General features: G+C 67.7%; 22 protein-coding genes. 7 read left to right on the forward strand and 15 right to left on the reverse strand.

The features are described from left to right. Positions 1-20: 20 nt before the first annotated feature. A complete protein-coding gene (locus tag RMCN_RS19310) occupies positions 21-1,214 on the forward strand; it encodes an alpha/beta hydrolase family protein (protein WP_064413987.1) in 1,194 nt (397 codons plus the stop codon). Here RMCN_RS19310 and eccE read toward each other — a convergent pair. From eccE to RMCN_RS19375, 13 genes are all read right to left on the reverse strand, one after another. Then, entirely contained in the window at positions 1,201-2,118 is a 918-nt protein-coding gene (eccE, locus tag RMCN_RS19315) for a type VII secretion protein EccE (protein WP_064413986.1), read from the reverse strand. The two genes, RMCN_RS19310 and eccE, sit on opposite strands and share 14 nt — an antisense overlap. Then, positions 2,115-3,518 (reverse strand): type VII secretion-associated serine protease mycosin, encoded by a 1,404-nt coding sequence (mycP, locus tag RMCN_RS19320; protein ID WP_067392571.1) that lies wholly within the window; start codon positions 3,516-3,518, stop codon positions 2,115-2,117. Before mycP ends, eccE begins: the two co-directional genes overlap by 4 nt. A gap of 10 nt (positions 3,519-3,528) precedes the next feature. Continuing rightward, positions 3,529-4,974 carry a type VII secretion integral membrane protein EccD gene (eccD, locus tag RMCN_RS19325; RefSeq protein ID WP_110765885.1) on the reverse strand — a complete coding sequence of 482 codons (1,446 nt, stop codon included), beginning with the start codon at positions 4,972-4,974 and terminating at the stop codon, positions 3,529-3,531. Continuing rightward, positions 4,959-5,822 (reverse strand): ESX secretion-associated protein EspG, encoded by an 864-nt coding sequence (locus RMCN_RS19330; protein WP_067392576.1) that lies wholly within the window; start codon positions 5,820-5,822, stop codon positions 4,959-4,961. Before RMCN_RS19330 ends, eccD begins: the two co-directional genes overlap by 16 nt. A 6-nt stretch (positions 5,823-5,828) precedes the next feature. After that, complete coding sequence (locus RMCN_RS19335) at positions 5,829-6,119, reverse strand: WXG100 family type VII secretion target (protein WP_064346860.1); 291 nt, start codon at positions 6,117-6,119, stop codon at positions 5,829-5,831. A 36-nt stretch (positions 6,120-6,155) separates the two neighbouring features. Further along, complete coding sequence (gene esxG, locus RMCN_RS19340; protein ID WP_064413982.1) at positions 6,156-6,449, reverse strand: type VII secretion system protein EsxG; 294 nt, start codon at positions 6,447-6,449, stop codon at positions 6,156-6,158. A 52-nt stretch (positions 6,450-6,501) separates the two neighbouring features. After that, complete coding sequence (locus RMCN_RS19345) at positions 6,502-8,067, reverse strand: PPE family protein (protein ID WP_110765886.1); 1,566 nt, start codon at positions 8,065-8,067, stop codon at positions 6,502-6,504. A 2-nt stretch (positions 8,068-8,069) separates the two neighbouring features. Beyond that, a complete protein-coding gene (locus RMCN_RS19350) occupies positions 8,070-8,378 on the reverse strand; it encodes a PE family protein (protein WP_064404938.1) in 309 nt (102 codons plus the stop codon). Further along, on the reverse strand, positions 8,378-12,352 hold the full coding sequence (eccCa, locus tag RMCN_RS19355) for a type VII secretion protein EccCa (RefSeq protein ID WP_067392578.1): 3,975 nt from the start codon (positions 12,350-12,352) through the stop codon (positions 8,378-8,380). The genes RMCN_RS19350 and eccCa overlap by 1 nt, the downstream gene beginning before the upstream one ends. Then, positions 12,352-13,917 carry a type VII secretion protein EccB gene (eccB, locus tag RMCN_RS19360; protein WP_067392581.1) on the reverse strand — a complete coding sequence of 522 codons (1,566 nt, stop codon included), beginning with the start codon at positions 13,915-13,917 and terminating at the stop codon, positions 12,352-12,354. The genes eccCa and eccB overlap by 1 nt, the downstream gene beginning before the upstream one ends. Beyond that, positions 13,914-15,731: a type VII secretion AAA-ATPase EccA gene (gene eccA, locus RMCN_RS19365; RefSeq protein ID WP_305802305.1), complete on the reverse strand. Its 1,818-nt coding sequence runs from the start codon at positions 15,729-15,731 to the stop codon at positions 13,914-13,916. The genes eccB and eccA overlap by 4 nt, the downstream gene beginning before the upstream one ends. Positions 15,732-15,839: 108 nt before the next feature. Next, positions 15,840-16,730: a class I SAM-dependent methyltransferase gene (locus tag RMCN_RS19370; protein ID WP_067392586.1), complete on the reverse strand. Its 891-nt coding sequence runs from the start codon at positions 16,728-16,730 to the stop codon at positions 15,840-15,842. A gap of 153 nt (positions 16,731-16,883) precedes the next feature. Next, positions 16,884-17,774 (reverse strand): oxygenase MpaB family protein, encoded by an 891-nt coding sequence (locus RMCN_RS19375; RefSeq protein WP_067392589.1) that lies wholly within the window; start codon positions 17,772-17,774, stop codon positions 16,884-16,886. An 80-nt stretch (positions 17,775-17,854) separates the two neighbouring features. On the opposite strand from RMCN_RS19375, the gene RMCN_RS19380 reads away from it, so the two are divergent. Further along, positions 17,855-18,475, forward strand: a complete 621-nt coding sequence (locus tag RMCN_RS19380) for a TetR/AcrR family transcriptional regulator (protein ID WP_067393046.1) — start codon at positions 17,855-17,857, stop codon at positions 18,473-18,475. A gap of 4 nt (positions 18,476-18,479) precedes the next feature. Here the strand turns inward: RMCN_RS19380 and RMCN_RS19385 are convergent, their stop codons facing one another. Next, positions 18,480-19,055: a VOC family protein gene (locus tag RMCN_RS19385; RefSeq protein ID WP_064413976.1), complete on the reverse strand. Its 576-nt coding sequence runs from the start codon at positions 19,053-19,055 to the stop codon at positions 18,480-18,482. A gap of 195 nt (positions 19,056-19,250) precedes the next feature. On the opposite strand from RMCN_RS19385, the gene RMCN_RS19390 reads away from it, so the two are divergent. From RMCN_RS19390 to RMCN_RS19410, 5 genes are all read left to right on the forward strand, one after another. Continuing rightward, a complete protein-coding gene (locus tag RMCN_RS19390) occupies positions 19,251-20,393 on the forward strand; it encodes an alpha/beta hydrolase (protein WP_067392592.1) in 1,143 nt (380 codons plus the stop codon). After that, positions 20,369-21,406 carry a 2-hydroxyacid dehydrogenase gene (locus RMCN_RS19395; protein WP_234787719.1) on the forward strand — a complete coding sequence of 346 codons (1,038 nt, stop codon included), beginning with the start codon at positions 20,369-20,371 and terminating at the stop codon, positions 21,404-21,406. The genes RMCN_RS19390 and RMCN_RS19395 overlap by 25 nt, the downstream gene beginning before the upstream one ends. A 9-nt stretch (positions 21,407-21,415) precedes the next feature. Beyond that, a complete protein-coding gene (locus RMCN_RS19400; protein ID WP_067392595.1) occupies positions 21,416-23,647 on the forward strand; it encodes an acyl-CoA dehydrogenase family protein in 2,232 nt (743 codons plus the stop codon). Positions 23,648-23,723: 76 nt separating this feature from the next. After that, positions 23,724-23,999 (forward strand): hypothetical protein, encoded by a 276-nt coding sequence (locus tag RMCN_RS19405; RefSeq protein ID WP_067392598.1) that lies wholly within the window; start codon positions 23,724-23,726, stop codon positions 23,997-23,999. 39 nt (positions 24,000-24,038) lie between these two features. After that, a complete protein-coding gene (locus RMCN_RS19410) occupies positions 24,039-24,350 on the forward strand; it encodes a hypothetical protein (RefSeq protein ID WP_064413973.1) in 312 nt (103 codons plus the stop codon). Between the two features lie 34 nt (positions 24,351-24,384). On the opposite strand, the gene fadD2 is transcribed toward RMCN_RS19410, so the two are convergent. Further along, positions 24,385-26,256, reverse strand: a complete 1,872-nt coding sequence (gene fadD2, locus RMCN_RS19415) for a long-chain-fatty-acid--CoA ligase FadD2 (protein WP_084377577.1) — start codon at positions 26,254-26,256, stop codon at positions 24,385-24,387. Positions 26,257-26,284 lie beyond the last annotated feature (28 nt).

The raw sequence follows: 26,284 nt of genomic DNA on the forward strand, positions 1-26,284 counted from the left end.
GATCGGGATACCATGCGGAAGTGAGCCAAACGGAGGCGAACCCGGTTGATCCGCCGATACCCGTTCCGGACGTCCCCGGCGCAGATGCCAGCGCAGGTCTGCCGCGGCGTGCCGACCTGACGCTGCGCCAGCGCTTCATCGTCGACTCGTCGGCCGTGGCGGATCTCGCCTTGCGCACCGCGATCGCATCACTGCTCGCGACGACGATGTTGCCGAGCCTGGCCGGCGGCCTACGCCGCTCGCAGTCGCGCGCGGAACGCGAACAGCTGCAGTTCTATGCCGAATTGGCCTCGGCGAAGGATCCCGCGCAGTCGTTCCCGGCCCCCACTTCACCGCCCCGGGTCGCATCGCGGGCAGCCAACCCGCTGGCCGAGTGGATCGCGAAGGGTCAGGTTCAGAACATTCGCTTCGAGAGCAGTTTCGAAGCGATCAACCCGGCCTTGCGCGCGCAGTGCAGCGGATTCGAACGCAACAACGTCGTCCACGCCCAGCACTGGCGCCACGACGACGGGCCACACCCGACCCTGTGCCTGATCCACGGGTTCATGGGTTCGCCGTATCTGTTCAACGGCCTGTTCTTCTCCCTGCCGTGGTTCTTTCGGTCGGGTTACGACGTCCTGCTGTACACCATGCCCTTTCACGGTCCCCGGGCGGAAAAGGGCTCCCCTTTCAGCGGCTACGGGTTCTTCGCCAACGGCTTCTCGGGCTTCGCCGAGGCGATGGCCCAGGCGGTGCACGACTTCCGCTCGGTCATCGACTATCTGGAGTTCACCGGTGTCGATCGGATCGCGTTGACCGGTATGTCGCTCGGCGGGTACACGTCAGCGCTGATCGCAGCCGTCGACGACCGGATCCAGGCCGTGATCCCCAATGTCCCTGTCGTCGCACCCGATCAGACGGTGGACGAATGGTTCCCCGCCAACAAAGTGGTCGGGCTGCGAAACCTGCTGACGGGAACCGACGCGGAACTCACCGGGGGCGCCACCCTGTTCTCCTCACCGCTGAACTACGCCCCGCTGGTCCCCAAGGACCGCCGTTTGATCATCACAGGTCTCGGCGACCGGTTGGCGCCGCCGGAGCAGGCTGAGATGCTGTGGGAACATTGGGACCGCTGCGCGTTCCACTGGTTCCCGGGCAACCACATCCTGCATGTCAGCCAGCCTGACTACCTGCGCAGGATGACCCGCTTCATGAAGGATTTCATGTTCGACTGAGCTCGGCCTGATTTCCCGCCGGCCAGTCGATCCGAGACAACTGATCGACGGTAACCGGCTTAGCCGGAAGATCGAATCTGCCAACGGCTTTGGGATCCAACGCCGTCAGTAATGGCCGCTGAACCCCGCGATGCGGTGCCAGTCCCGACACCGGGGCCCCGCGTACCGGCTCGGGTGTCCGGAACGCGCACACCGCCGCGACAGTCGGGTGCGCCGCCGAACCGCTGAACTCGACGGCGGTCCACGTCTCCGACGACTGGGACCGCACCTCGTCGAGAAGCTCACCCAGCCGCTCGTCGACCGGAATCCCGTATGCCGACACGAATCCGTCTTCGTCGTGGACACCGCGCCACTTCTCGCGGCCCTTTCCGATCAACGGCGCGTCCGAGTCGTCGACGGGCACCGCATCGAGCCCCGCCTCCCGCAGGTGATCGGCGAGCCGACGACCGGCGATTTCGGCAGTCTCGCGCAGGGGCAGCTCCGGTGAACGCGCCTGCAGAGCAACCAGATTCGCCTCGGCATCCAGGGTCAGGCTTATCCACGTGGTACGACTACCATCCACATCGCGGTTCGTCACGCGAACCTTCTCGCTGCGGACGCCGAACCGCTCGACGTAGCTCGCCACCAGGGCCAACGGCACACCGAGTCCCGACGGGTCCTCGACCCGCAACACCACGGTGGCCTGCTTCGCACTCTGCGGCTTCGGCGTGGAGTGGTTGCGTCGAAACACCGCCAACCGCCGGCCGAACATGTTCGTCACGAACTGGCCCCGCCACCATGCGAACACGACGACGACCACGGCGACTGCGATGCCGAAGATCCACCAATCCGTGGTTGTCTCCCACGGGTACGCCATGGCCGCCAGGACCACGGCCACCGACGCCAGCGCAATTCGAACGGTCACGATGCCTCCGCTTGGTTGTCTAGGTTCCTTCGCCGGTGGACCGCGACCGCGGCGGTGACGGCTGCGATCAGCGCCAGCACACCGGTTCCCACGAACGCGACCACCTTCGGGGTCTCATCAGGGGTGGCCGGTTGCGGCGGTGCGGCAACGGGCTGGGGTTCGGGCTCTCCGTTAGCGGCGACGGCCGCCGTCACGTCCCATGTCAGGGCGGCGACGGGGTCGACGAGTCCGGCGCCGGTCAGATTCGACGGCGCTCTCGCCGCCCCCTGCGCTCCGGCCGTGAGCCGATCCCGGACCTGTTCGGCGGTCAGCTCGGGAAACCGGCTCCGCACCAACGCCGCAACGCCGGACACGTAGGCGGCCGCGAAGCTCGAGCCGTTGAGTGGATACAGCCGGCCCCTCTCGTCGGGCAGCGCGTTGGCCAGGCCGCCACCGTCACCGTTGCCCACCGAGACGATGTCCTGCCCGGGTGCGCCGATTCCCACCCACGGGCCCGCCATCGTGAAATCCGATGGCCGCCCGGCAGTGTCGATCGAACCCACCGAAAGCACGTAGGGCTGCCAGGACGACGGTATCGACACCGACGTCACTCCGGCCCAGTTGCGAGGGTCCTCCGGGCGGCTGGGATCCGACAACGGATTGGACGGACATGCCGACCCCGGGTTCAACCCCATCTTGTTGTTGCCGGCGGCCGCGACGATCACCGCGTCCTTGTCCACGGCGGCGTACCGCAAGGCCGCGCCGAGTTCGTTCTGGTCGAGATTCTCCGTGGCGGGCAGACAAGTGACGGCGGAGATGTTGATGACCCGCGCGCCCAGGTCCGCCGCGCGGACAACCGCACGGGCCAGGGTGGCTACGTCGAGCGCGACGCGTGCCGTCGCCGGATCCCCGCCGGTCTCGCGCGGGGAGAACCGCGACGACGTCGACCGGATAGCCAGCACGCGCGCGCCGGGCGCCACACCGGAGAACCCGTCGGCCCCCGGCTGGCCCGCGATCAGCCCGGCCACCAGCGTCCCGTGGCCGTCGCAATCGCTCAGTCCATCGGCCGACTCGACGAAATCTCCGCCGGGATCCACGTTCGGCAGCCGAGGCCCGGGTGTGACGCCGGTGTCGATGACCGCCACGAGCTGTCCGTCCCCGCGGCTGTACTCCCACGCACCCTCGAGGTTGAGCAGTTGTCGATTGGGGCTGGGCAAACCGGGATCGCTACCGGGCAACACACCCGCACTGACACACGGTCCACGTTGCGACTGCGGCTGGACGGGCCCGGCGGCACCCGACGGGGGCCGCACCGCCGGATCCACCTGAGGTGGCGTCATCGCCTGTGCGACCGGGGAACTCACACCCACGACGGCCACCGACACCGTGGCGGCCAGTACAGTGCGCAGCCGGTCGCGCATCACCGATGCCTCATCGGTTGAGCACCCACGCGAACAGCCCGACGAGATAGGCCAGCACGGGGATCAGCGACGCGTCGATGCCGGAGGCCAGGAACCCGACCAGGCGACGCATGGGAAGCGAGTAGGTGTCCGGGGAGGCGACGCGCGGGAATGCCGCGACGATCACCCACACCACCGTCAAGCCGATGAGCGCCACCAGCGCCCACCATGCGGCGCTGATGCGGTCGTCGACGCTGAACACGACCATGAACGAGATCGCCAGCAGGAACGGCTGGCTCAGCAACCACGCCTTGCACGGAGCGGAATCCCACACGCGTGCCCGCAGCACCGATCCGAGCGCCACTGCAGCCACGACGTACCACGCCCACGGCGACACGCCTTGGGGCGCAGCCAGTGTCAACGCTCCTGCGGTGGAGAGCAGCACTCCTCCGGCGATGAAGCCGGTCTGGTGCGAATCGCTGATCCGAACACGGCGCGGCAGATCGGCGAGCACCTTCATCGGGTGCGGCGCGGGGGTCGGGTCGCCGGGAGCCGGAATGACCGGCATCGGCAGCCGCGCCCACAATGCCGAGAGTTGGGCCGCCTGGACCGTGACCACCAACGCGAGCACCACCAGCACGGACCCGACGACGAGATGGTTCAGATGCCAGATCGTCGCGGCCCCCGCCGTGATCAGGGCACCGGCACCGACGACGGTAGCGGCCGTGAACACCGCGATGGCCCGTTGGGCGACAACGATGCTGACGATCGACCAGGCGGTCACGCCCGCGGCGGCGAGCAGCACATGTGACGGCCCGAACTCGCCGGGCACTCCGAGCGCGAGGGAAACTGCGATGGGCGCGAGCGCCGTCACGGCCAGCGCCGTGCCGAGCCGGGGGGAACGGCCCCACGTCAGCAGGGCCGCCAGCACCGTGAGCGCCGCCGCACCGCTGGCCACGGCGAGACCGGCGAAGCCGCCGACGATTTCGCTGTGCACCGCGGCAAACGCAGTGGCGATCACGATGAGCGTGATCACCGCCGCGGCCGCACCACGCGCGATATGTGCTGCACCCCAGGGCTTCTCGCGGGCAGCCGAGAAGATGACGGCCGCGTCGCCGATGTCCTCGACGATCCGCGGTGCCGCCGGACCGGCCGGAAGCGGTTGCAGCGCCAAAAGATCACCGTCAACGACACCGACGGTGTCCAGCGTGGCGTCGAGGCTGAAGGGCGCACCGCCGACCGGCGCCAACGACAGCACCACCGGGGTCGCATCGCCGTACTCCTCGTCGGCGGGCATCGCCATCCGCCGCACCGCGGGCAGGATCTCGCGCAGCGGAAGCTCGGTCGGCAACGCCATGTCGGTGACTCGACCGCCCGCCTCGCCCGCGGCGAGCACCGCGACGCGGACGATCGGCATCGACCGGGACGGGGCCGGGTCCGCCAAAGACCCTGTCGCGCCGCTCAAACTGTCTGCCATTGGTGTTCCGTTCTCTGGTTGGAGTCGAAGTCTCGGGTCAATCTCAGGTCGGGGAACCACGCCCCGTCGGGCAGCGTTGCGGTGAGCCGCTCGACCGCGGTGGCGATGGCCATCGGCGTGCCCGGCGTGAAGGTCGAGACCCATTCGCCGTCGAACGCCTTCGCCGGATAGACGAGTACCCGGCCCTCGCGGGTGTCGACGACGCTGACGCCGACATCGGTGCTCACGCGGTGGCCGTCTCGGTGGTCACCGGCCACGATCTCCACATAACTGCGGTCCGTCGCGTAGGCCGCTTCGACGACCGCGCGTGCGCTCGGCGGGATGCCGAGGAACTCGATCACGTCGTCCAGCGTCGCGCCGTTGCGCAGCTGTTCGTCCGCGCGCGCGCCGATGCGCGCGGGAATCGCGAACTCGTCGAATCTGGCCGGCGGACGCCCCGACAGACCGGCGGTCAGGATGGGAACCAAGGCCTGCGGATGGTCCACCTCCAACGCGCTGAGGGTGACGAGGCCGCCGCCGCGCAGCGCGACGACGGTTTCGTCGCCGCGGCGCGCGACATGCCCGCGCAGCATCCTGCCCGAGCCGCGCACGAACCGGAGTTCGAGCCACCGCCGGGGCCGGCATGTCGCCGTAACCCATTGCCGAACATGGGGTTCGACGTCGCCGTCGGCCGTCATCACGCCCATCTCCACCAGCTCGGCCGACAGTCTGTCCTCGACTGCCGTCCGGTGCGCGTGGTCGCTGTAGGGCGGGGTGATCGCCAACACCCAGGGGTAGCTACCCGCCCCCGACGCGTCGGCGACGAACCAGGCCTGCTCCGCGGTCAGCTCGACTGCGTTAACTGCCACCGTCGGTTAGCCACCCCATTTGGCGCCTTCGGCCTGGTCCCGGGCGCTCATCGTCATGGTGTTCTGCTCGTGGGTGGCGGCCATCGCACGGTATGCGCGCACCAGCTCCTCCAGTGCGAGGTTCCACTGCGCCTGCCACGCCTGGTAGGTCGTGCCGGTGTCGCCCTGCCAGGCCCCGGCCAGAGCAGCCTGCTCGCTGGCGATGTCGGCGCCGACGGCGTGCAGTGCGCCCGCATATCCGGCCATCTCGCCCGAATGGGCCAGCATCGCCGGGTAGTTGTACATGATCTGCGACATCAGGTTCTCCCTTTTAGGTCTCGGTCAGTTCGAAGTTCAGATACCGGTGTAGGTGCTGGCCGCAGCCGCGTCCTGCGCCACATAGGTGCCCGCCGCGTCGCCCAGGTTGGCCTGCGCGATGTCGAGCAGGATGTTGACCTTCGCGGAGACCTCGAGGAAGCGCGCATGCGCTGCCTGGAAGGCGGCGGAGGATTCGCCCATGTGGAATGCCTGTGCCGACTGCGCTGCCTGCTCGGCCTGCGCCATGGTGCTGCGCATCAGCGCGGCCTTCGCCGAGAACGCGGCCTCGGATGACACGAGCTGAGGGATGTGAGCGTCCAGGAGGCTCATGGATGTTCCTTTCGGATTGTCGTTCGCGGGAATGGGTTTGGGTCAGTTCGGTTCAGTCGTTTTCTCCCCCCTTGTGATCCCAGTCGCTGGGCAACATGGGTTCGGTGGGCCCGCCGCCGAAGGAGTCCCCGGCGAGCTCGGCTAGCCCACTGGCCTGCTCGGCTTCGGACTTGGTCGCTGCGCCGGTGAAACCCACTGCGCCCGCACCCGTTTCCGACGCCGCGACATGCGGGCGCCGGGCCGTTTCACGCGGTGGGGTCGCGTCCTCCGGCTCGTCGGGTTCGTAATCCATGTAGGCATCGGCGTACTGGCGTTGGTGGACGGGTTGCGGCCGCTTGCGACGCGCCTTGCGTTTGGCCAGCGACGACGCGGCAGCAGCGGCGGCGGCCGACGCCGCGATGTCCGATGCGGGCGCCTTCAAGCCGGTGCCCTCGCGGAAGGTCGGCGAGACACCGCCTTCGGGGTCCGGGCCGGCGACCGCGTACGGAACCACCGGAGCCGCGGCGGGTGCCGGGGCGGCGCCCGCGGGAGCCGCCCCCGCAGCCACCGACGCCGCGGGAGCGGCCGGAGCCGCCGGAACCGTCGGCGCCACGGCGGCTACCGGCGGAAGCGATTCCGCGCGCGGCTCCGCGACGGGCCGGATGGGTGCAGGGGCGGGGGCGGGCGCAGGCTCGGGTGCGGCGGCCGGAACCGGCTCCGGGGTCTGCGACTGGACGATGAGACCGATCAACAGCGGCAACCAGATCGGCGCGGTGAATATCATCGACCACGTGGTCCAGCCGAGCGGCTGCGTGATCGCCTGATAGAGAACGAACAACAGGATCAGTCCCGACGACGGGTTGAAGAGCCACCCGAAGAAGCCGTTCAGGAAGTCGCTGAGAAAATCCAGGACGTTTCCGAAGAACTGTCGCGCGAAGTTGAGGATCGATTCGAAGAAGTCCTCGAAGAACCTCATGATCTCGCGCAACAGGTCCGCGATGGAGTCGGCGATGTTTCGTGCCCCGCCGGAGTCGGCGGCGGTGGCCAGCGCGGCGGCCTGCTGCACGTCGGCGGCGGCCGAACCCGCCTCGCCCACGCCCGGCTTCAACACAAAAGGCGCCGGCGGCGTCATCGGCGTCGCGGCCACCGCGGCGCCCGACACCGCCTGATAGGTGCTCATAGTCGTGGCGGCCTGAATCCACATCCGAACGTAATCGGCCTCGTTCAACGCGATCGGAATCGTATTGATGCCCAGGAAGTTCGTGGCCAGCAGCACGGCGTGGGTGGACTTGTTGAGCGCCAGCTCAGCCATCGTCGGCATGGTGGCCACCGCGGTGGTGTAGGCCGCGGCGGCGGCCCCGTGCTGCACGGCGGCGGCCGCGCTGTTCGCGCTGGCCTGGGCCAACCACGCGAGGTACGGCGTATGCGCGGCCGCATACTGGGCGGCGCTGGGCCCTTCCCATGCGCCGCCCTGCACCGTACCCAGCACGGCGGTCAACTCGGCTGCCGCCGAGGAGTATTCAGCCGCCAGCGACTGCCACGCACCCGCCGCGGCCAGCAGCGAACCCGGACCGGGTCCGCTGCTCAGCATCGCCGAGTGGACCTCCGGAGGGAGAGCCATCCAGATGGGAGCCGTCACGGTCAGCCTCCGGCGACCAGGTAACTCGCCGCGGCGGCCGCGTCACCGGTGGCGTAGCTCGTACCGGACTGGCCGACGCCGACTCCGGAGCGACCCAGTTCCTCCACACCGAGGGCGGCCATCGTGTTGTGCTGCGCGCCATGGGCGCTCAAGCTGACGGCGGTCTGGATCGACACCGCGTCGACGGCGGGCGGAATCACGGCGGTGACCGCGGGTGCGGCCGCGGCGTGGGCCGCTGCCAACCGGGCCGTCAACGCCTCGACAGCGGACGCTGCCGCGGCGAGGCCTTCGGGAACGACGCGAAGAGTCATCAGTTGAACTCCCTTCCACTGTTGCCGTTGTTTCCGGTATGTCCTGCCACCGCGTCCGCGAACGGGTTGACGAGTTGCAGGAACGTGGGGCCATCGCCGTCGTCCAGCAGCATCGCGCGGCCTGCAGGAAGCCGACGGAAGCGATGTCCCCGGATCTTTCCGCTGTCCTGCGGGTTGCCCGACAGCATGAGGATCGCCGCCTGCAGCTCGTTGAGCCGGCGCAGCAGGGGTGCGGTCATCAGCGCGTGTGCCGAGCCGGTGGCCCGTGCGGTCACGATGACGCGCAGGCCCAGCTCGCTTGCCTGCGACAGCAATCCGATGATGCCGGTCCACGGCCGCTGGCCGACGAACGGTCCACTGACCGCGGGCGCGTCCGGGATCTGGTCGACGTCGTCGATGATCAGGTAGTGGGTGTGACCGTCATCGCCGGATCGGTAGTTCCACGTGCTCAGCTCCTGCGGTGACAGGCCGGCGGGCGGGCGGCGCTTCTCGAGCAGAGCGGTCAGCCCGAGCATCGCCGGGGTGATCCGGTCGATGTTCGGGGTGTACTCGTTGTCCGGGAACAGCGGTTCGTCGACCAGATGCAGACGCCGGTCGATCACCGTGAACGCGACGCGGTCCGGGGTGGAGTTCTCCCGGATGGTGCGAATCACGTGACGCAGCAGGGTCGTCTTGCCCGACTTGGCATCTCCGAACACCATCAACAACGGGTTCTGGTCGAACGCGGCCGACACGGACGCGAGGTCCTCCTCGCGTTGGCCGATGACCACCTGCTCCGGCGCCGGATACAGCGGCGCCACAGCGCTGGGAGCCAGATCGTGCGGCAACAACCGCACCGGCGGTGCGGTGACACCCCGATGGCGGGCGTTGATCACGCTGATGTCGCGCAGCGCCGGCTCGGCGAACAGGAAGTGCTCGGCGGCCATGGTCAGACCGCGGCCGGGCTGGTCGGCGGGCACGGCTTCGGCGGGCCGCCGCAGCGCACCGGTGACCCGCACATTGCTGTCGCGCGGATCCGACAGCTTCAGTTCGAGCCGCAGGCCCAGACCGTCGCGCATGGCCAACGGAACCTCGAGCCAGTTCGGTGTCGTGATGACGACATGGATGCCGTAGGACATACCGGTGTTCACCAGCTCGGTGACCTTCGACAGCAACGGGTTGCGGGTGTTGAAGGTGTCGGTGTTGTCTCGGCTGAACGCGTAGAGGTTGTCGATGACCAGGAAAGTCTCGCCGTACTCGTCGCGTTGACCATTACCCGAGTGTCCCCGCGCCTGGCGGGCACGAAGCAACTGCTCGAGCTCACCGAAGGTGCGCCGGATGCGCTCGGGTTCCAGCGGAGAGGCAACGCTACCGACATGAGCCAGGTCTTCGAGCGGCCGCAGCTGACCGCCGCCGTAATCCAGGCAGTAGAACGTCACATCGCGCGGCGAGTGCAGAGCGGCCGCGGACAGGATGAACGTCTGCAGCGCAGTGGTCTTCCCCGACTTCGGACCACCGTGGATCAGCAGATTGGCACCGGCGGACCTGGCGTCGAAGATCAACGGATCGCGCCGCATCGAGAACGGACGGTCGATCTCGCCGAGCGGCCAACGCCATTCGCGCTCGGCCACATCGGCGCGGGCGAGCAGCTCGTCGAGCGGGATCGGCTCGTCCAGCGGTGGCAGCCACAGCGGCGGCGCCTTCGGACCGTAGTGGGACAGCTGGTCACCGATGGTGGCGACGAGCTTGCGCGGCGGACGCTCCTCGTGGGCGGCGGGATCGGAAACGACGACCGCGTCGGCGGGAGCTTCGACGTGTCCCGCGGTGAACGGCTGTGGCACCGGTACCGACTGCACCACAACCGACCTCTCCGCCCGCGGCGGATCGTAGATGCCGTCGACGTAGGTGCTGCGGAACTTGACCGGCATGGCGCCCGGCGCAGGCACCAGGAATCCCTCGCCCTTGTGCTCGGGTCCGGCCTCGATGTGGAACGCGTCTTCCACACCGATGACCTGGCGACTGATGGCCGGGCTGGCCACCTTGAGCCCGATCCGGTACGAGGTGTTCTTGTCGATGTCCTTGATCCGGCCGACATCCAGCGTCTGCGACGCGAACAGGATGTGGATGCGGAACGAACGGCCCTTGCGCGCAACGTAGTCGAACAGGTCGGCGTACTCGGGATGATCGGAGAGCATCAGCGAGAACTCGTCGGCGACCACCAGCAGCGTGGGTAGCGGCGGCAGGTCGTGGCCGGCCGCGATCGCCGCTTCGTATTCGAGCACCGAGTTGAACGCACTGCCCTGGACCCGGCGGCCGGCCTCCATCAGCAGTTGCTCGCGTCGTGATACCTCGCCGCGCAGCGTGTCGGCGAACCGGTCGGCGAGCGAACGCTTCTCGGCCATGTTCGAGATGACGGCGACCACCTGCGGGAAGTCCCGGAAGATGTCGGCTCCGGCCTCACCCTTGAAGTCGGCGTAGATCACGATCAGCCGGTCGGCGGAGTGAGTCGTCAACAGCGACAACAGGATCGACATCAACGTCTGCGACTTGCCCGAGCCGGTCATGCCGATCATCAGGCCGTGCGGGCCCATACCGCCTTCGGCCTCGTCCTTGAGGTCGAAGATCAGCGGCTCACCGGTGGCGGTGACGCCGATGGGTACGCGCAGTTCATCGGCGCGCGCCCGCGGCGCCCACAAGCTCGCCACGTCCAGCGCCGCGGCGTCCGAAATGCCGAGCAGCGTGGAGAAGGTCGCGACACCGGTGCTGCCGGTGCGCGCGTGGCTCGGGTTCGAATCCCACTTCGACAACCGGCGGGCGATGTGCCGCGCGGTCGCGACGTCGAGCTGATCGGCGGAGTCGACGTAGGGCTGCCAGCCGCCGGACTGCCAGCGCTGCAGTTTTCCGTCGGTCAGCCGCAGGATCGGCCGTTCCGGGTCCGGGTACTGCTCGCGGTGCGGCGGCTCGGCGACGCGTTGAACCAGCGTCACACCGGCCAGCCCGCCGCGCGGGACCAGCGCCGTGGTGTCCACGTCGGGATCGTCGACGATGATCAGCAGGTGCTTGACCTCGGCGTCGTCGTCGCTGCCGAACGGGGACCGGTCATCGAGCGCGGAGGCGAGCTGCGAGCGCAGTTCAACGATGTCCGACGACAGGTAGCGGGCGGGGCCGGCACCGTCGATCGCACCGGGAATGTCGTTGTGGGGCAGCCACTTCAGCCACGACCAGTCGTCGCTCTCGATGTCCGGAGCCAACAGTGCGACGCCGAGCACGGCGGGGTCGTGCCAGGTGACGGCCTGGGCGATCCAGGCCCGTAGCGCTCCGCGGACCTCGTCGGGCTCACCGAGCACCGTGATCCGCGACACCTTGCCGAGCCCGATACCGGTCGGCGCGGCCCGTACCGTCCGCTGCACGTCGAGCAGTGCGCGTAAGGCGCTGTGCGACACCGGCTCCAGGTCGACCTCGTCGGCGCTGTCCTTCACCCGCAGCGAGGCGTTCAGTGGAGCATCGTGCAATCCGGTGCGCACCACCAGGAAGTCAGGGTCGTGCGGATCGCGCTCCCATTGCCTGCGAGTGCCGGGGACGTCGATGAGCAGGCCCGGGTCTGGATGCGACCACTCCAGTGCCGCACGCTGTTCGGCGGCATGTGCACGCACGTTGTCCCGGACCACCGACAGGTAGCGCAGATAGTCGGCCCGCTCGGCGTCGACCTCCTCGGTGCGCATCTTGTTGTCGGTGCCGCGGTAGAGCGCGGTCGCGGCCAGCAGCAGAACGAACGGAAAGAACAGCGTGGTCGGCGAGATCAGCCGCATACCGGTGGCGAACAGCGCCACGATCATGCCGACGATCAGGATGACGATCAGAAACGGCAGCACCCGCCGCAGCAGTGACGGCGGAATCACCCGCGGCAGCTCCGGCGGCGGTTCGATCGTGATGGTGCCTTTGCGTGTCGTCGGCACCGGGATGCGGCGACGCGCCTCGAATATGAGCCGACTCATTACGGCGTCTCCCTCACGACAGCGGGGCGGGGGTCGGCGGCCAGCGCGTCATGGGCCAGCAACGCATCGCCTCGCGACAGCGTCGGGCCGGGCGCGAACTGGCTCAGCATCGACCATGGAATCGGTAGGGCGGGCGGGGTGAGGCCGAGCGCGGAGATGGCGTTCTCGTCACCGTCCACGTCGAGCCCGTACCGGACCCCGACATCGCTGAGCCAGAAGGCCGCGCCGCCGACGGGTGACGTCGACGCGCCCCCGCCGTCCTGACCGACCGTCTGGACCAGATAACCGCGCCCGGGATTCAGCACGACCTGGTTGGCGGTCGTTCCGGACCCCGCACCGACCAGCGGCACGGGGCGCAGCTGATCGGACACGGGCAACGTGACCCCGGAACGCAGGTCCAGTGTCGCGCTCGTGGCATCGGCGGGCCGCTTCCACTGGGCGCACGTCAACGGCGCATCGGCGGAGTCGACGAGCGAAATCGGCTCGGCGGGATAGGCATCGGTGTCGATGACGTCCGCGACGGGCAGACGTGCGATGTCGTCGGCGCCCAACCGCGGCGGCTGGTCGAGCCCGTACGAGTTCGCATTCCGCATGATTGCGGCGACGACCGGTGAAATCGGTTGCAGCCCTTCGCCGAGCACCGCGTAATGACGCAGAGTGTTGTCGGTGGCGAAGGCCGTGACCACCGCGCCGACCGGCGCAGGTGCCGGCAACGGGTATCGCGGCGGTTCCCCGGCGCCGGGGATGACCGGGGGAATCAACGCGGGAGCTTCCGGCACCGCATTGAACAAACCGGGTGCGATGGGGCGCGCGTCGGCGCCGGCGGTACCCAGACCGAGTGCACTGGTGACAGCGCGGTCGTTCATGTCGATCGAGCTTCGGCGCCCGTTCCACAACAGCCAGGTGCCGGCATTGGGACCGCTCGGGTTGGAAACCAGGATTGCCTTGTCATCGGGCAGCTGCGCCGCGCGCTCGCCGCCGTCGGTCAGCGGGCCCGCGATCATCGTGACACCGAGAGCCGGCCCCGAAACCCCGTCGCACACCGTCCAATCGGCGTCACGGGCGGTGTTCTGGACCATGCGTTCGGGTGCACCCGGGATGCCGATCAGATTGCCGCGGGGGAACTGGTCGATCTCGCTGGTCTTGACCTGCGACGGGTTGTCCGGCCGGCCCGCGATCAGGCGCGCCGACGTCAGGTTCAGCACCGGGTGCAGTTGCTCACCGAGGCGGACGTAGAGCGCGGAGGTGGTGCGGTCGGCGAGGATCGCGTCGTTGCCGGCGACGCCGCCCGGCCGGATCAGCGAGAACACGAAACACCCTGCCATCACGGTGATCAGCACCAGCGCGCCGACGAGCACCGAACGGGCTTGCGTGCGGAGCGGGTCGACGAGCATGCGGGTGTCGTGCAGCGCGACACCGGAGGCGATGCGTCGCATGATGAAGCGCCATCCGGTCACCTGATGACGGGTGACGAACCCGCGGCGGTACACGACCCGGTCGGGGTTCTCGTTGTCCGGTGTGCGCGAGGCGAACGCCCGGCGATCCGAATTGTCTTCAGTGCTCATTCGGGCACCGTCAGACCGAGGCCACGCAGCAGCGGAATGGCGGATTTGGTGACGTCTTCATCGGTAATGGTCATCAGCTCGTCATCTGTGAAGTCTTCGACATCGGAGTGATCAAGTCGGTACTCGCGCTCCTCCTCGGAACGCTCGACCAGGTTGCGGACGAAACGGCCGTTACCTGCAATGTCGAGGTTGCGCCTCTCCACGCCGGTGGCGTCCGGCGTCGTCGCCGCCGCCAACTGCCCGAACAGCGACTCCATGTGGGCGAGCGCCGCAGGTTCGAAGACGCTGTCGCGCTTCTCGGCCATCCGGACCGCGATCTCGACGAGTTCATGCGGTGTGTACGAAGGGAATTCGATGCTCCGGGTGAAGCGGGACCGCAGGCCCTCGTTGGTGTCGAGGAAGGCGTCGAGATCCTTACGGTAGCCGGCGACGATCACGACCAACCGCTCGCGGTCGTTTTCCATGCGCGCCAGCAACGTGTCGATCGCGACCAGGCCGAAGTCGTTCTTGGCGCCGGTCGACACCAGCGCGTAGGCCTCGTCGAGGAACAGCACACCGTCGAGCGCGCTGTCGATGATCGCGTTGGTCTTGGCCTCGGTCTCACCGATGTGCTGGCCGATCAGGTCGGCTCGGTGCACCTCGCGGACCGTCTCCTTCTTGAGAATGCCCAGCCCGCAATAGATTTTGGCGACGACGCGCGCGATGGTCGTCTTACCCGTACCGGGCGGACCGGCGAACACCAGGTGGTTGGTGCGCTGGGCGACCGTCAGGCCGCGCTCCTGACGGCGGATGGCCATCGCGACCGAACTCTTCAGCCGAGCGACCTGGTACTTGACCTCGTCCAGGCCGATGAAGTCGGCCAGCTCGGCCTCGGCCTCGATCAGCAGGTGCGCCTTGCGCTCCTTGGCGCCGGGGTCGACGAACTCGGACTCGCTGGGCTCGGTGGCGGGATCCCACGGATCGGAGCGGCCCTCGATGCGCGCGGCCGTGGTCGGCACGATGCCGTAGGAGGTGTCCGACAGCGCGAGCTCGACCTGCTCGTTCTCCGGGTTCGCGGCGTAGAGCTCGGCGAGTACGTCGCCCGCGTCGAGCTCTTCGCCCTGGGCGCGCAGGCACAACGCCTTGACCAGGGCGCCGTCCACGGTCGCGACATCCACTGGACCCGAGGGGTCTTCGAGATACGACAGGGCCGGCGCGTACATACCCAGGCGCGCCAGGGAGGTGCCGAGCGCGACGCGCGCCGCGTGTGCGTAGGTCTCGTCGAGACGGGAGTCGTTGACGATCGGCGTGATCAGCCGGACGACGTCCGACCACCGCTCGGTGCGGTAGTACATCGCGATCCGCACCCAGCGCGCATCCAGCCAGCTGGGGCGCCGGTCGATCAAGGGCTCGACGAGCTGGTCCGCCTTTGCGTAGTCACCGGTGTCGCACAGCGTCACCGCATAGGCCAGCTGGAAATCGTCCGGTGTCGACGCCGAGAACTTCAGGTAGAGCCCGGTGTCGTAGGTGAACGCCAGATCGCGCTCGGCGAGCTGCACGTGGCGCTGGAGGACACCCGCCGTGGCGACGGTCTGCCAGATGGCCTCGAGCACCCTGGGACTGGTGTCCCCCGCCGCCGCCAGACCCGTCCACGCATCGCACTGTTCGCGGGCGATGCGGGTGAGCTCTGTGAAACCGGACAGGGCCGCGGCCGGATCCGGCGGGCGCCGACGGTCGTGCACCGACAGCCCAAGGGCCCGGCAACACGTGGCGAACCGACTCACCACGTCGTGGTCGACGCGCGAAGTCGCAGCAAAATCGGTCTGTAGCGGCACGCGCCGTGATCTCCCCGTAGTTATGGCAGGCTAACTTTCCGCCCGAAGTTAGCATTGACTAAGCTAACTTGTACAGACGCACGGGGTCCGCTCAGCGGGTGAACAAGCTCACGCCTTGACGGCACTCACCAGGCTTATAGTCCCCGTCATCGTCGCCGCCTCCGACCCCCGCTCGGGCACCGGTCGGCCGTTTCTGCGCAACCAGTCCTCGAGGGTGACGGCCTCGGCGCGCCAGCCGCGGGCGCCGAACCACTGGGCGGCAGGTGCGTGCTGTTGGTTGTAGACGAGATTGAAGAACGCGTCCTCGTCCCCGGAGGACCGCTCTTCTTCCCTCTTCGCCTCGAAGGCAGCCGCGTCCATCGGTGCCGCCTCCTCCACGGCGGCGTGGCTGCCGGCGGCGGCCAACGAGTCGATTCCGGTGAACAGCTCGCGCTGGGCATCGGCCGGCAGGTAGATCAGTAGGCCCTCGGCGATCCAGGCCGACGGTTCGTTCGGGTCGAACCCGTTGGCGCGCAATGCTTGGGGCCAGTCGTCACGCAGATCGACCGGGACCTCACGGCGTTCTGCTCGCGGGTTGTGCGCGGTCAGGACCTGCCGTTTGAACTCGAGCACGCGGGGCTGGTCCAACTCGAACACCACGGTGCCGCCGGGCCAGTCCAGGCGGTACGCGCGCGAATCCAAACCCGCGGCCAGCAGCACAATCTGCCGGACTCCGGCGTCGGCGACAGCGCGAAAGTAGTCGTCGAAGTACCTGGTGCGGACAGCCTGGAAGTCGACGAAGGCCGCGCCGAAGTCGTCGGTTCGCAGGGGATGGTCGGGCGCTGCCCCGTCGAGCAGGTCCGCCCAGTCACCCCCCACCGCGCGACAGAAGGTCTCGGCGAAGGGGTCGACAGCGATCGGGTCGGGCTTCTGCGCCTCCAGCGCACGGGCAGCGGCGACGAACAACGCGGTGGAGCCGACACTGGTGGTGATGTCCCAGGTGTCGTCGTCGCTACGCATGTACCTTTTGTACGCCGCGATTCTGACAGCACGCTGACAGGCCACCCCAGCATTCGACGGCCTCTAGTGTGCGGTCAGATCGTCTTTTCGGCGCCTACCGTGGGGTTTTCCGATCTGAGTGCACACTAGAGCGCAATAGCGGCGCCGGATTGACTACACCAGCGGGCGACCCGTGCGCACCCGCCAGTCCAGGTCTTTGAGCAGCACGTTGAACGGGAACTGCCGAACGAACCGGGGCATCACGTTGTTGATGCGGCCGAGTAGGCGCATCACCCGGTTGAACCGGCGCTGCTTCTTCGCGTCCCACGGCAGCCGCATCTCGTCACGGAATCGCTGGGGCAGAAAACCGGTCGTGATGAAGAGGTTGAGCGCGTCGGTGCGCTTCTGCAACCAAGCCGGAGCCTTGATTTTTCCGATCCGACCCGCTGCGAAGGGCCACAGGTATTCCCGCATCGCGTCGTCGATGTGGACCTTGTCCAGCGACTGCTGCCAGTACTCGTCGAAGGCCTTGCGGTCGGCGGGCCACATCTGGGCGGGCACCTGCAGCGTGGTGCCCAGCGCCGCGCCGTCGCGGTAGTGGCGGTCGGCGGATTCGTCGTCCATCTCGCCGACGAAGACCCGGTACACGTCGACGAAGCCCTTGTACAGGCAGGCCGCCACCCACAGCTGCAGGTCCTTGTCGAACGCGTTGTACTCGACCGGGCTGTCCGGCAGCGAGTACACCTCGGCGTGCGACCGGTTGACCGCACGCCGGTACGTGGCCTTCTGCTCGTCGGTGCCCGCGAGGGCGACAGCGAGGTATGTGAACGTCGTCCGCGCCCGCTTGATGGGGTGCCGGTCGGCACGGCCACTCTCGACGCGGCTGTCCTTGACGCCGTATCCGACGCCCGGTCGCGAGAGTTCCATGATCACGTTGGCCGGACCCGACAGCAGACCGATGCCGAGCATGGCGTCCTCGGGCGCGACGTTGCGACGCAGCTTGTGCCCGGGCAGCGGCGCGTCGTTGACCGGTCTTCCGACGTGGTCGATCGGCTGGGAAACCATCGGGGACCCCTATCGCAAATGTGAGAACACGTGTTTCCTGATATTGCCCGCGCCCGGTGCCAGGTGTCAAGATGGCGGCCATGGGACAGGTCCGCCCCTACCGCGGCGTCGACGCGGCCCAACGCCTTGCGCAGCGCCGGCTGCGGCTGCTCGACGCCGGGCTGGAGTTGCTCGGCGCGGGTGCCGACGATCTCGCGGAGTTGACGGTGCGGGCCATCTGCGCCAAGGCCGGCCTCGGTGTCCGCTACTTCTACGAGACGTTCCGCGACAAGGACGACTTCGCCGCGCAGGTCTACGACTGGGTGATCGCCGATATCGCAGCGACGACCCAGGCGGCAGTCGCCGCCGCGCCGCCCCGCGAGCAGCCCCGTGCGGCGATGGCGAACATCGTCCACACCATCGCCGCAGATCAGCGTGTAGGCCGTTTGGTGTTCAGCGTTGAGTTGTCGAACACGGTGATCATGCGTAAACGCGTCGAGTCCACGGCCCTTTTCGCCCAGCTGCTGCTGCAGCACGCGGGTGCGGTCGTCCCCTACGACAACGAACTCGACGAAGCAACGGCGCATTTCGCGGTCGGAGGGGTGGGCCAGACGATCAGCACCTGGCTTGCGGGCCGCCTGGATCTGGCCGCCGACCAACTCATCGACCGGCTCGCGGCGAACATCAACGCGATCTCGGGTGTGCCGACGAACGACCCCTGAGAGCTCAGGCGGTCACCCTCGGGCGCCGGTCCGCCGCGGTCCTCGGGGTGGCCTTCGCGTCGCTCTCGCTGAATTCCTTCGTCCAACAGGCGAATTCGAGCGTAATGCCGTCCGGGTCCAGGAAGTAGAACGACCTGACATAAACACCGGGGTGCACCGTCGGCGAAACCTGCGCCTCGCTGTCGTCGTGATTGAGCACCGGACCCACCCGCACGCCCTTGGCCTTGAGGCGCTGTCGGTATTCGTCGAACTTCTCGGCGGGGACGTGAAATGCCAGATGGTTCATCGTGCTGACGGCGCTGACGATGTCCCCGATTCCCGGAATGGCCTCGGGCGAGGAGATGCCCGCAACTCGGTCCGGCGCGTCGGCGAACCAGAAGAACGCGACGCAGTCGCCGTTGCCGGCATCGAAGAAGAAGTGCTGGCCCATGCCTCCGGGCAGATCGAGCGATTTGATCAACGGCATACCCAGGACGTTGCTGTAGAAATCGACGGTTTTCGCCATATCCGAGCACACCAGCGCGACGTGGTTGATGCCGCCGAGTTCGAACTCGGTGTTGGGATTGTCGGGCCTGATCACTGGGCGCCTCCTAGCGCGAATCTCTGGCCAGAAACGCAAATCGAATTTAGCATCAGGGACAATCACGAGCAATGACGAACGGACCGGCACCGCTATGACGATCGTCCCGTACGCCCCGCTGCCGGTCAAACCGATCATCAAGATCACTGAACAGCCTGCAGCCCTTGAACTTTGGACAGATGGGGGGCGGCTCGAATGACGAGAACACCGTCGGGCAACGCCACACCGGGCGTCACCCGGGAGTTCGTCGGCCTCGACTCCCCGACGGCCCGGCGCGCGGGCGCGGGTGGACATCCGTGCCAGGGTCTCTATCACCGCGGCGTTGGCCGCAAACCGAAGGTCGCGATGATCGCCGCGCACTACCAGATCGATTTCACCGAGCACTATCTCGCCGATTACATGGCCACCCGCGGTATCGGCTTCCTGGGCTGGAACACCCGCTATCGCGGGTTCGAGAGCAGCTTCCTGCTCGATCACGCGCTCGTGGACATCGGCGTCGGGGTGCGGTGGCTCCGCGAGGTCCAGGGCGTGGAAACCATTGTGCTGCTGGGAAACTCCGGCGGTGGTTCGTTGATGGCGGCGTACCAGGCACAGGCCGTGGACCCGCATGTGACGCCCCTTCCGGGGATGCGTCCCGCGGCCGGCCTGACCGACCTGCCGGCCGCTGACGGGTACGTCGCGACCGCGGCGCACCCCGGCCGCCCAGATGTGCTCACCGCCTGGATGGACGGGGCTGTCGTCGACGAAACCGACGCGGTCGCAAGCGATCCCCAACTCGATATCTTCGACGAACGCAACGGGCCCCCCTTCAACGCGGACTTCGTCGAACGGTATCGCGCTGCCCAGATCGCCCGAAACCACGCGATCACGGACTGGGCCGAGGCCGAACTGGAGCATGTGCGCGCGGCGGGTTTCTCCGACCGCCCGTTCACGGTGCTGCGGACATGGGCGGACCCGCGCATGGTCGACCCCGCCCTGGAGCCGACCAAGCGACCCGCCAACATGTGCTATGCCGGAGTGCCGGTGCAGGCCAACAGATCTGCGCGCGGTATCGCCGCGGCCTGCACCTTGCGTAACTGGCTCGGAATGTGGAGCCTGCGATACGCCCAGACCCGCGCCGAACCGCACCTCAACCGGATCACGTGCCCGGCGCTGGTGATCAACGCCGATCAGGACACCGGCGTGTTCCCGTCGGATGCCCAGCACATCTTCGACGCGCTTGCCGGCACGGACAAGGCACAGACCTCGATCGACACCGACCACTACTTCACCACTCCCGGGGCACGTAGCGAACAAGCCGATACCATCGCCAAGTGGATCGCGAAGCGGTGGCGTTAGACGCCGACTCGTCGCGCGGGCGCTCACCGCTGAGGGTCCTCGCTCACTTCACGCCCGGTTCGAAGGCCATCGATTTCGTTGCACCGCAATCCGATTGGCTTGACATCCGCTATTGCGCGGAGGACGACGACACCACCTTCTACCGTGAGCTCCCCGAGGCCGACGTGATCTGGCATGTGCTCCGGCCGATTTCCGGAGACGACCTCGCCAAAGCGCGGCGTTGCCTGCTGGTGCACAAGATGGGCGCAGGGGTCAACACCATCGACGTGGAGACCGCGACCGCCCTGGGCGTCGCGGTCGCCAACATGCCGGGGGCCAACGCCCCGTCGGTCGCCGAGGGCACCGTGTTGCTGATGCTGGCCGTGCTGCGCAGGCTCACCGAACTCGACCAAGCCACCCGGGTGGGACGGGGCTGGCCCTCCGACCCGAGCCTGGGCGAGACCGTCCGCGACATCGGCGGCTGCACGGTGGGTCTGATCGGCTACGGCAACGTCGCAACGAGGGTCGAGCGCATCGTGCGGGCGATGGATGCCGAGGTCCTGCACACCAGTACGCGCGACGACGGCCATCCCGGCTGGCGTGCGCTGCCCGACCTGCTGGCCGCCAGCGACATCGTCTCGCTGCATCTGCCGCTGACCGATTCGACAGCGGGCATGATCGACCGCGCCGCGCTGGACCGGATGAAGCCCGGCACCGTTCTGGTCAACACCAGTCGCGGCCCCATCGTCGACGAGTCCGCACTCGTCGAAGCGCTGCGGTCTCAGAAGTTGGCCGGCGCCGGCCTCGACGTCTTCGCCACCGAGCCCGTGCCGGTCGACAACCCGCTGCTGTCGCTCGACAATGTCGTGCTCACCCCGCACGTCACCTGGTACACCGCCGACACCATGCGCAGGTATCTGGAGCACGGTCTGGACAACTGCCGCCGACTCCGGGACGGCCGTGAATTGGCCAACGTCGTCAACGGTATCGTGTCTCCCAACCGACCGGTTAATAGGGATGGTCCGTCACAGTGAGGTGCAGGTATGCCCATCGCAATCAATCCTGAGCACAACGACTTGGCCGACTCGGTGCGGTCCTTCGTCGCTCGGGTGGCGCCCTCCGAGGTGCTGCACGAAGCCCTGGAGACGCCGATCTCCAATCCGCCGCCTTACTGGAAGGGCGCGGCCGATCAGGGCCTGCAGGGTGTGCACCTGTCCGAAGATGTTGGCGGACAAGGCTTCGGAATACTCGAGCTGGCCATCGTCGCCGCGGAATTCGGTTACGGCGCGGTCCCGGGGCCGTTCGTTCCGTCGGCCATCGCCAGCGCGCTGATCGCCGCACACGACCCGAACGCCCCACAGCTGGCGAACCTGGCCTCCGGCGCAACGATCGCAACCTACGCCCTCGACTCGAGCCTGACCGCCACCCGGCACGGCGAAGGGGATGCCGCCGGACTGGTCATCCGCGGTGAGGTGCGTGCCGTACCCGCCGCCGCACAGGCGTCGCTGCTGGTGCTGCCGGTCGCCATCGAGAGCGGGGAAGAGTGGGTGATCCTCGACGCCGACCAGCTGGAGATCGAACCAGTCACCAGCCTCGACCCGCTGCGCCCGTTGGCGCATGTGCGCGCGAACGCCATCGAAGTGGGTGACGACCGGGTGCTGAGCAACCTGAGCCGGCCGTTGGCTCGCGCACTGATCTCGACGCTGCTGTCGGCCGAGTGCATCGGGGTGGCGCGGTGGGCCACCGACACCGCCGCGGCGTACGCCAAGATCCGGGAGCAGTTCGGCAGGCCCATCGGCCAGTTCCAGGCCATCAAGCACAAGTGCGCTTCGATGATCGCCGACACCGAGCGGGCGACCGCCGCCGTCTGGGATGCGGCCCGCGCCATCGACGAGTTCACCGCGCACGTGAGAAGCGGGCAAGACCCCGAAACCGGCTCTACCGAAGCCGCATTCGAGTTCGCGGCGGCCGTGGCGGCCACGCTGGCGCCCGAGGCCGCCCAGCACTGCGCCCAGGACTGTATCCAGGTGCACGGCGGCATCGGGTTCACCTGGGAGCACGACACGAACGTGTACTACCGGCGCGCGCTGGTGCTGGCGGCCGGTTTCGGCAGGCACGCCGACTACCCGCAGCAGGTCGTCGACGTCGCGACCAGCACGGGGATGCGCAAGCTCAACATCGACCTCGATCCCGATACCGAGAAGCTGCGTGATGAGATCCGCGCGGAAGTGGCTGCGCTGAAAGCCATTCCACGTGAAGAGCGCAGTGTCGCGATCGCCGAGGGCGGCTGGGTGCAACCGCATCTGCCCAAGCCGTGGGGACGGGCTGCCGGTCCCGTCGAGCAGATCATCATCGCCCAGGAATTCGACAGCGGCCGGGTCAAGCGCCCACAGATGGGCATCGCGGCGTGGATCATCCCCTCGATCGTCGCGTTCGGCACGGACGAACAGCAACAGCGTTTCCTGCCGCCCACGTTCCGCGGCGAAATGATCTGGTGCCAGCTGTTTTCCGAGCCCGGCGCGGGGTCGGACCTGGCCAGCCTGACCACCAAGGCCACCAAGGTCGACGGCGGTTGGCGGATCACCGGCCAGAAGATCTGGACCACCGGTGCGCAGTTCTCGCAGTGGGGTGCGCTGTTGGCGCGCACCGACCCATCGGCGCCGAAACACAATGGGATCACCTACTTCTTGCTCGACATGGCCAGCGAGGGCGTGGAGGTCAAGCCGCTGCGCGAGCTGACCGGTAACGCGATGTTCAACACCGTGTTCATCGACGACGTGTTCGTGCCCGATGAGATGGTGCTCGGCGAGGTGAACCGGGGCTGGGAGGTCAGCCGGAACACGCTGACCAACGAACGGGTTTCGATCGGCAGCAGCGAGCCGCCGTTCCTGGCCAGTTTGGCCGACTTCATCACGTTCCTTCAGGACGGGCAGTTCGACCAGATCGAGCAGAACCACGCCGGCAGGCTCATCGCCGAAGGACACGCCGCCAAGGTGCTCAACATGCGCTCGACGCTGCTCACGCTCGCCGGTGGTGATCCGATGCCGGCCGCGGCGATCTCCAAACTGCTGTCGATGAAAACCGGCCAGGGTTACGCGGAGTTCGCGGTGTCCTCGTTCGGTACCGACGGCGCGATCGGGGATCCGAAGCAGGAGCCCGGCCGGTGGGCGGAGTACCTGCTCGGCAGCAGGGCCACCACGATCTACGGCGGCACGACCGAGGTGCAGCTCAACATCATCGCCGAACGCCTGTTGGGACTGCCGCGCGATCCGTAAAGGCGCTTGCTCAACGGCGTAGCCTGAGATCAGCGGTTGCGTTCGAGCGGTTGGCGGTGAAGATGAGCGGCCAGCAATGAGTGGCTTGAGTGTCCGGATCGCCCGCGTCGTTGTCGGCGCCTCGGCGATGCTGGGGCTGTTGCTGACGCCTGGGGTCTTCGCCGGTGATCCGGCGCCACGAGACCAGTCGGCGCCGTGCTATCCCGGCATCATCCCCGGGAACCCGTGGGCAACCTCGTGCAACTTCGGTAAACGTCCGCCGAAGATCCGCGGCGGTCCGCCCGACCAGACCGCGGTGATCGCGTGCCGTGACATCCCCGGATGCCTGTCGTGGTACATCAACGGACCCTGATGGGCGTTTAGCGATCGCACCGAAGGCAACAATTCAGTCATGACCAACGATGTCGAGAAGCGCTGGGACCGGCCCAAAGCGTTCCGGGCCGCCGCCACCTACACCGCGGTGGTGGTCGCGGTGGCCGCCGTCGCCTTCGTCATCTACGCCCTCGTGTCGAAGACTTCGGTCGTTGCCGCCTCGACCGTGCCCACAATCCTGTTGCTTGGCGGTTTGGGCGCGTTCATCAGGACCTACCGCGAGTGGAAGGCCGAGGGCGCGTGGGTGCAGTGGCAGGGCGCGGGATGGTTCTTGCTGCTGCTGATGCTGGTGTGCCTGTCGATTCCGGGCGCGGCCGCGATGGCCGACTGAGACACCCGCCGTAGCGCGGGGTGCAGCGGCGTGACTAGTCCGACTTGTTGGCGTCCGCTTTCTCGTCGGCCTTCTCGTCGGACTTCTTCTCAGCGCCATCGGCCTTCTTGTCGCCGCCGCCGTCGGCCTTTCCCTTCTCGCCGCCTCCGTCGGCCTTGCCTTTCTCGCCGCCTCCGTCGGCCTTGCCTTTCTCGTCGCCTCCGTCGGCCTTCCCCTTCTCGCCGCCTCCGTCGACGTCCATCTCCCGGAGTTCGCGTTTGAGAATCTTGCCGGTCGGATTGCGCGGCAACTCATCGAGAAAGACCACCTCGCGCGGCACCTTGTAGCGCGCCAGATGCTCGCGGACGTATTGCTTGATGTCGTCCTCACCGATCGAGGCACCGTCGCTCTTGACGACGAAGGCCCGCAACCGGTGACCCCACTCCTTGTCCTCGACGCCGACCGCCGTGGCCTCCACGACCTCCGGATGCCCGCTGATCAGGTCCTCCACCTCGGCGGGGAACACGTTCTCACCGCCGGACACGATCATCTCGTCGTCGCGGCCGCTGACGTAGAGCAGGCCGTTCTCGTCGAAATAGCCCACGTCGCCCGAGGACATCAGCCCGTCGATGATCTGCTTGTGGCCCCCGCCGGTGTAACCCTCGAACGGGAAGAAGTTGCCGACGAAGATTCGCCCGACCTCGCCCTGTGGCAGTTCGTTGCCGTCGTCGTCGAGGATCTTGACTTTCACGCCCTTCACCACCGGTCCGACGGTCGCCGGGTTCTTCTCCAGATCCTGGGGCCGCGCGATCGTGGCGAACGCGATCTCGGTCGACCCGTACAAGTTGTAGATGACGGGTCCGAGCATCTTGAGCCCGCGTTGCGCCATTTCCGCGCCCAGCTGTGACCCCGAGACGAACACGATCCGCAACGAGGACAGATCGGGCTTGCGCTCCATACCGTCGAGCGCATCGAGCATGCGCGACAACATCACCGGCACGACCACCACCGCGGTCACCTTGTGCTTCTCGATGTCCTCGAGCACCTTCTCGGCCTTGAACCGTCTGCGGAGTAGCAGCGTCGTGCCCAACATCATCGAGATCGTCGCGTGCAGGAAGCCCAACGCGTGGAACATCGGCGCCGGAAGCGCGGTGATCTCGCCGCCCTTGAACGGCACATGCGACAGCACGCCGCCGATCGGGGCGAGGGTGGGCGGCGTACTTCTGTTGGCGCCCTTGGGCGTTCCCGTCGTTCCGCTGGTCAAAATGATCACCGACGAGTGCTTGGTCGCCTTCGGGGCGGCCTTCCCCGAGTGGTGGGAGACGAAGTCCTCGAGCGTCTCGTCGGTGCTCTTCGACGGTTCGTCTTTGTCGGGGTTCACACCGAGCGCGCGCAGCTTGCCCAGCGGCGGATCGGCCTTGGACACCACCTGGAAGTACTCGTCGTCGTAGATGATCAGCTTGGCGCCTTCGCGTTCGGACACCTCCTTGACCTGAGGACCGGAGAACTCACTGTTGAGCAGGATGATCCGCGCGCCGGTGCGGGCGGCGCCGTACAGCGCGACGAGGAACCACCGGTGGTTGCGGGCCAGGATCGCGACCCCGTCACCGCCTTTGACGCCCTTCTCCAGCAGACCGTTGGCCACCGAGTGCGCGGCGTCGTTGAGTTCTTTGAACGTCATCTCGCCGAAGTCGTCGATGATCGCCGTGGCGTTCGGGGTGCGACGCGCGTTGAGGGCCGGGATCATCCCGAACTCGCCCCACCGACGGATGTCGGCGAGCATCGCGGCGACGTTCTGCGGGGGTTCGATCTTGAACGCACCCGCGCCGAACATCTTCGCGGCGTAGTGCAACTCGGCCGACCCGCGTTCGACGAGTTGCTGAGCCTTGGCGAACGCTTGCAGCGGGAGTTCGGAAAGTCTGGCCATGACCCCACCATATGTGACCCGCGTCGCA

This window comes from Mycolicibacterium novocastrense (genome assembly GCF_001570485.1).
GTDB lineage: Bacteria > Actinomycetota > Actinomycetes > Mycobacteriales > Mycobacteriaceae > Mycobacterium > Mycobacterium novocastrense.

Bases quoted from the DNA above. Each gene is read 5' to 3' on its own strand.
- mycP (WP_067392571.1), bottom strand. From the start codon at position 3,518: ATGCGCGACCGGCTGCGCACTGTACTGGCCGCCACGGTGTCGGTGGCC.
- eccD (WP_110765885.1), bottom strand. From the start codon at position 4,974: ATGGCAGACAGTTTGAGCGGCGCGACAGGGTCTTTGGCGGACCCGGCC.
- RMCN_RS19335 (WP_064346860.1), bottom strand. From the start codon at position 6,119: ATGTCGCAGATCATGTACAACTACCCGGCGATGCTGGCCCATTCGGGC.
- esxG (WP_064413982.1), bottom strand. From the start codon at position 6,449: ATGAGCCTCCTGGACGCTCACATCCCTCAGCTCGTGTCATCCGAGGCC.
- RMCN_RS19350 (WP_064404938.1), bottom strand. From the start codon at position 8,378: ATGACTCTTCGCGTCGTTCCCGAAGGCCTCGCCGCGGCAGCGTCCGCT.
- eccCa (WP_067392578.1), bottom strand. From the start codon at position 12,352: ATGAGTCGGCTCATATTCGAGGCGCGTCGCCGCATCCCGGTGCCGACG.
- eccB (WP_067392581.1), bottom strand. From the start codon at position 13,917: ATGAGCACTGAAGACAATTCGGATCGCCGGGCGTTCGCCTCGCGCACA.
- RMCN_RS19370 (WP_067392586.1), bottom strand. From the start codon at position 16,730: ATGCGTAGCGACGACGACACCTGGGACATCACCACCAGTGTCGGCTCC.
- RMCN_RS19375 (WP_067392589.1), bottom strand. From the start codon at position 17,774: ATGGTTTCCCAGCCGATCGACCACGTCGGAAGACCGGTCAACGACGCG.
- RMCN_RS19380 (WP_067393046.1), top strand. From the start codon at position 17,855: ATGGGACAGGTCCGCCCCTACCGCGGCGTCGACGCGGCCCAACGCCTT.
- RMCN_RS19390 (WP_067392592.1), top strand. From the start codon at position 19,251: ATGACGAGAACACCGTCGGGCAACGCCACACCGGGCGTCACCCGGGAG.
- RMCN_RS19400 (WP_067392595.1), top strand. From the start codon at position 21,416: ATGCCCATCGCAATCAATCCTGAGCACAACGACTTGGCCGACTCGGTG.
- RMCN_RS19405 (WP_067392598.1), top strand. From the start codon at position 23,724: ATGAGTGGCTTGAGTGTCCGGATCGCCCGCGTCGTTGTCGGCGCCTCG.
- RMCN_RS19410 (WP_064413973.1), top strand. From the start codon at position 24,039: ATGACCAACGATGTCGAGAAGCGCTGGGACCGGCCCAAAGCGTTCCGG.
- fadD2 (WP_084377577.1), bottom strand. From the start codon at position 26,256: ATGGCCAGACTTTCCGAACTCCCGCTGCAAGCGTTCGCCAAGGCTCAG.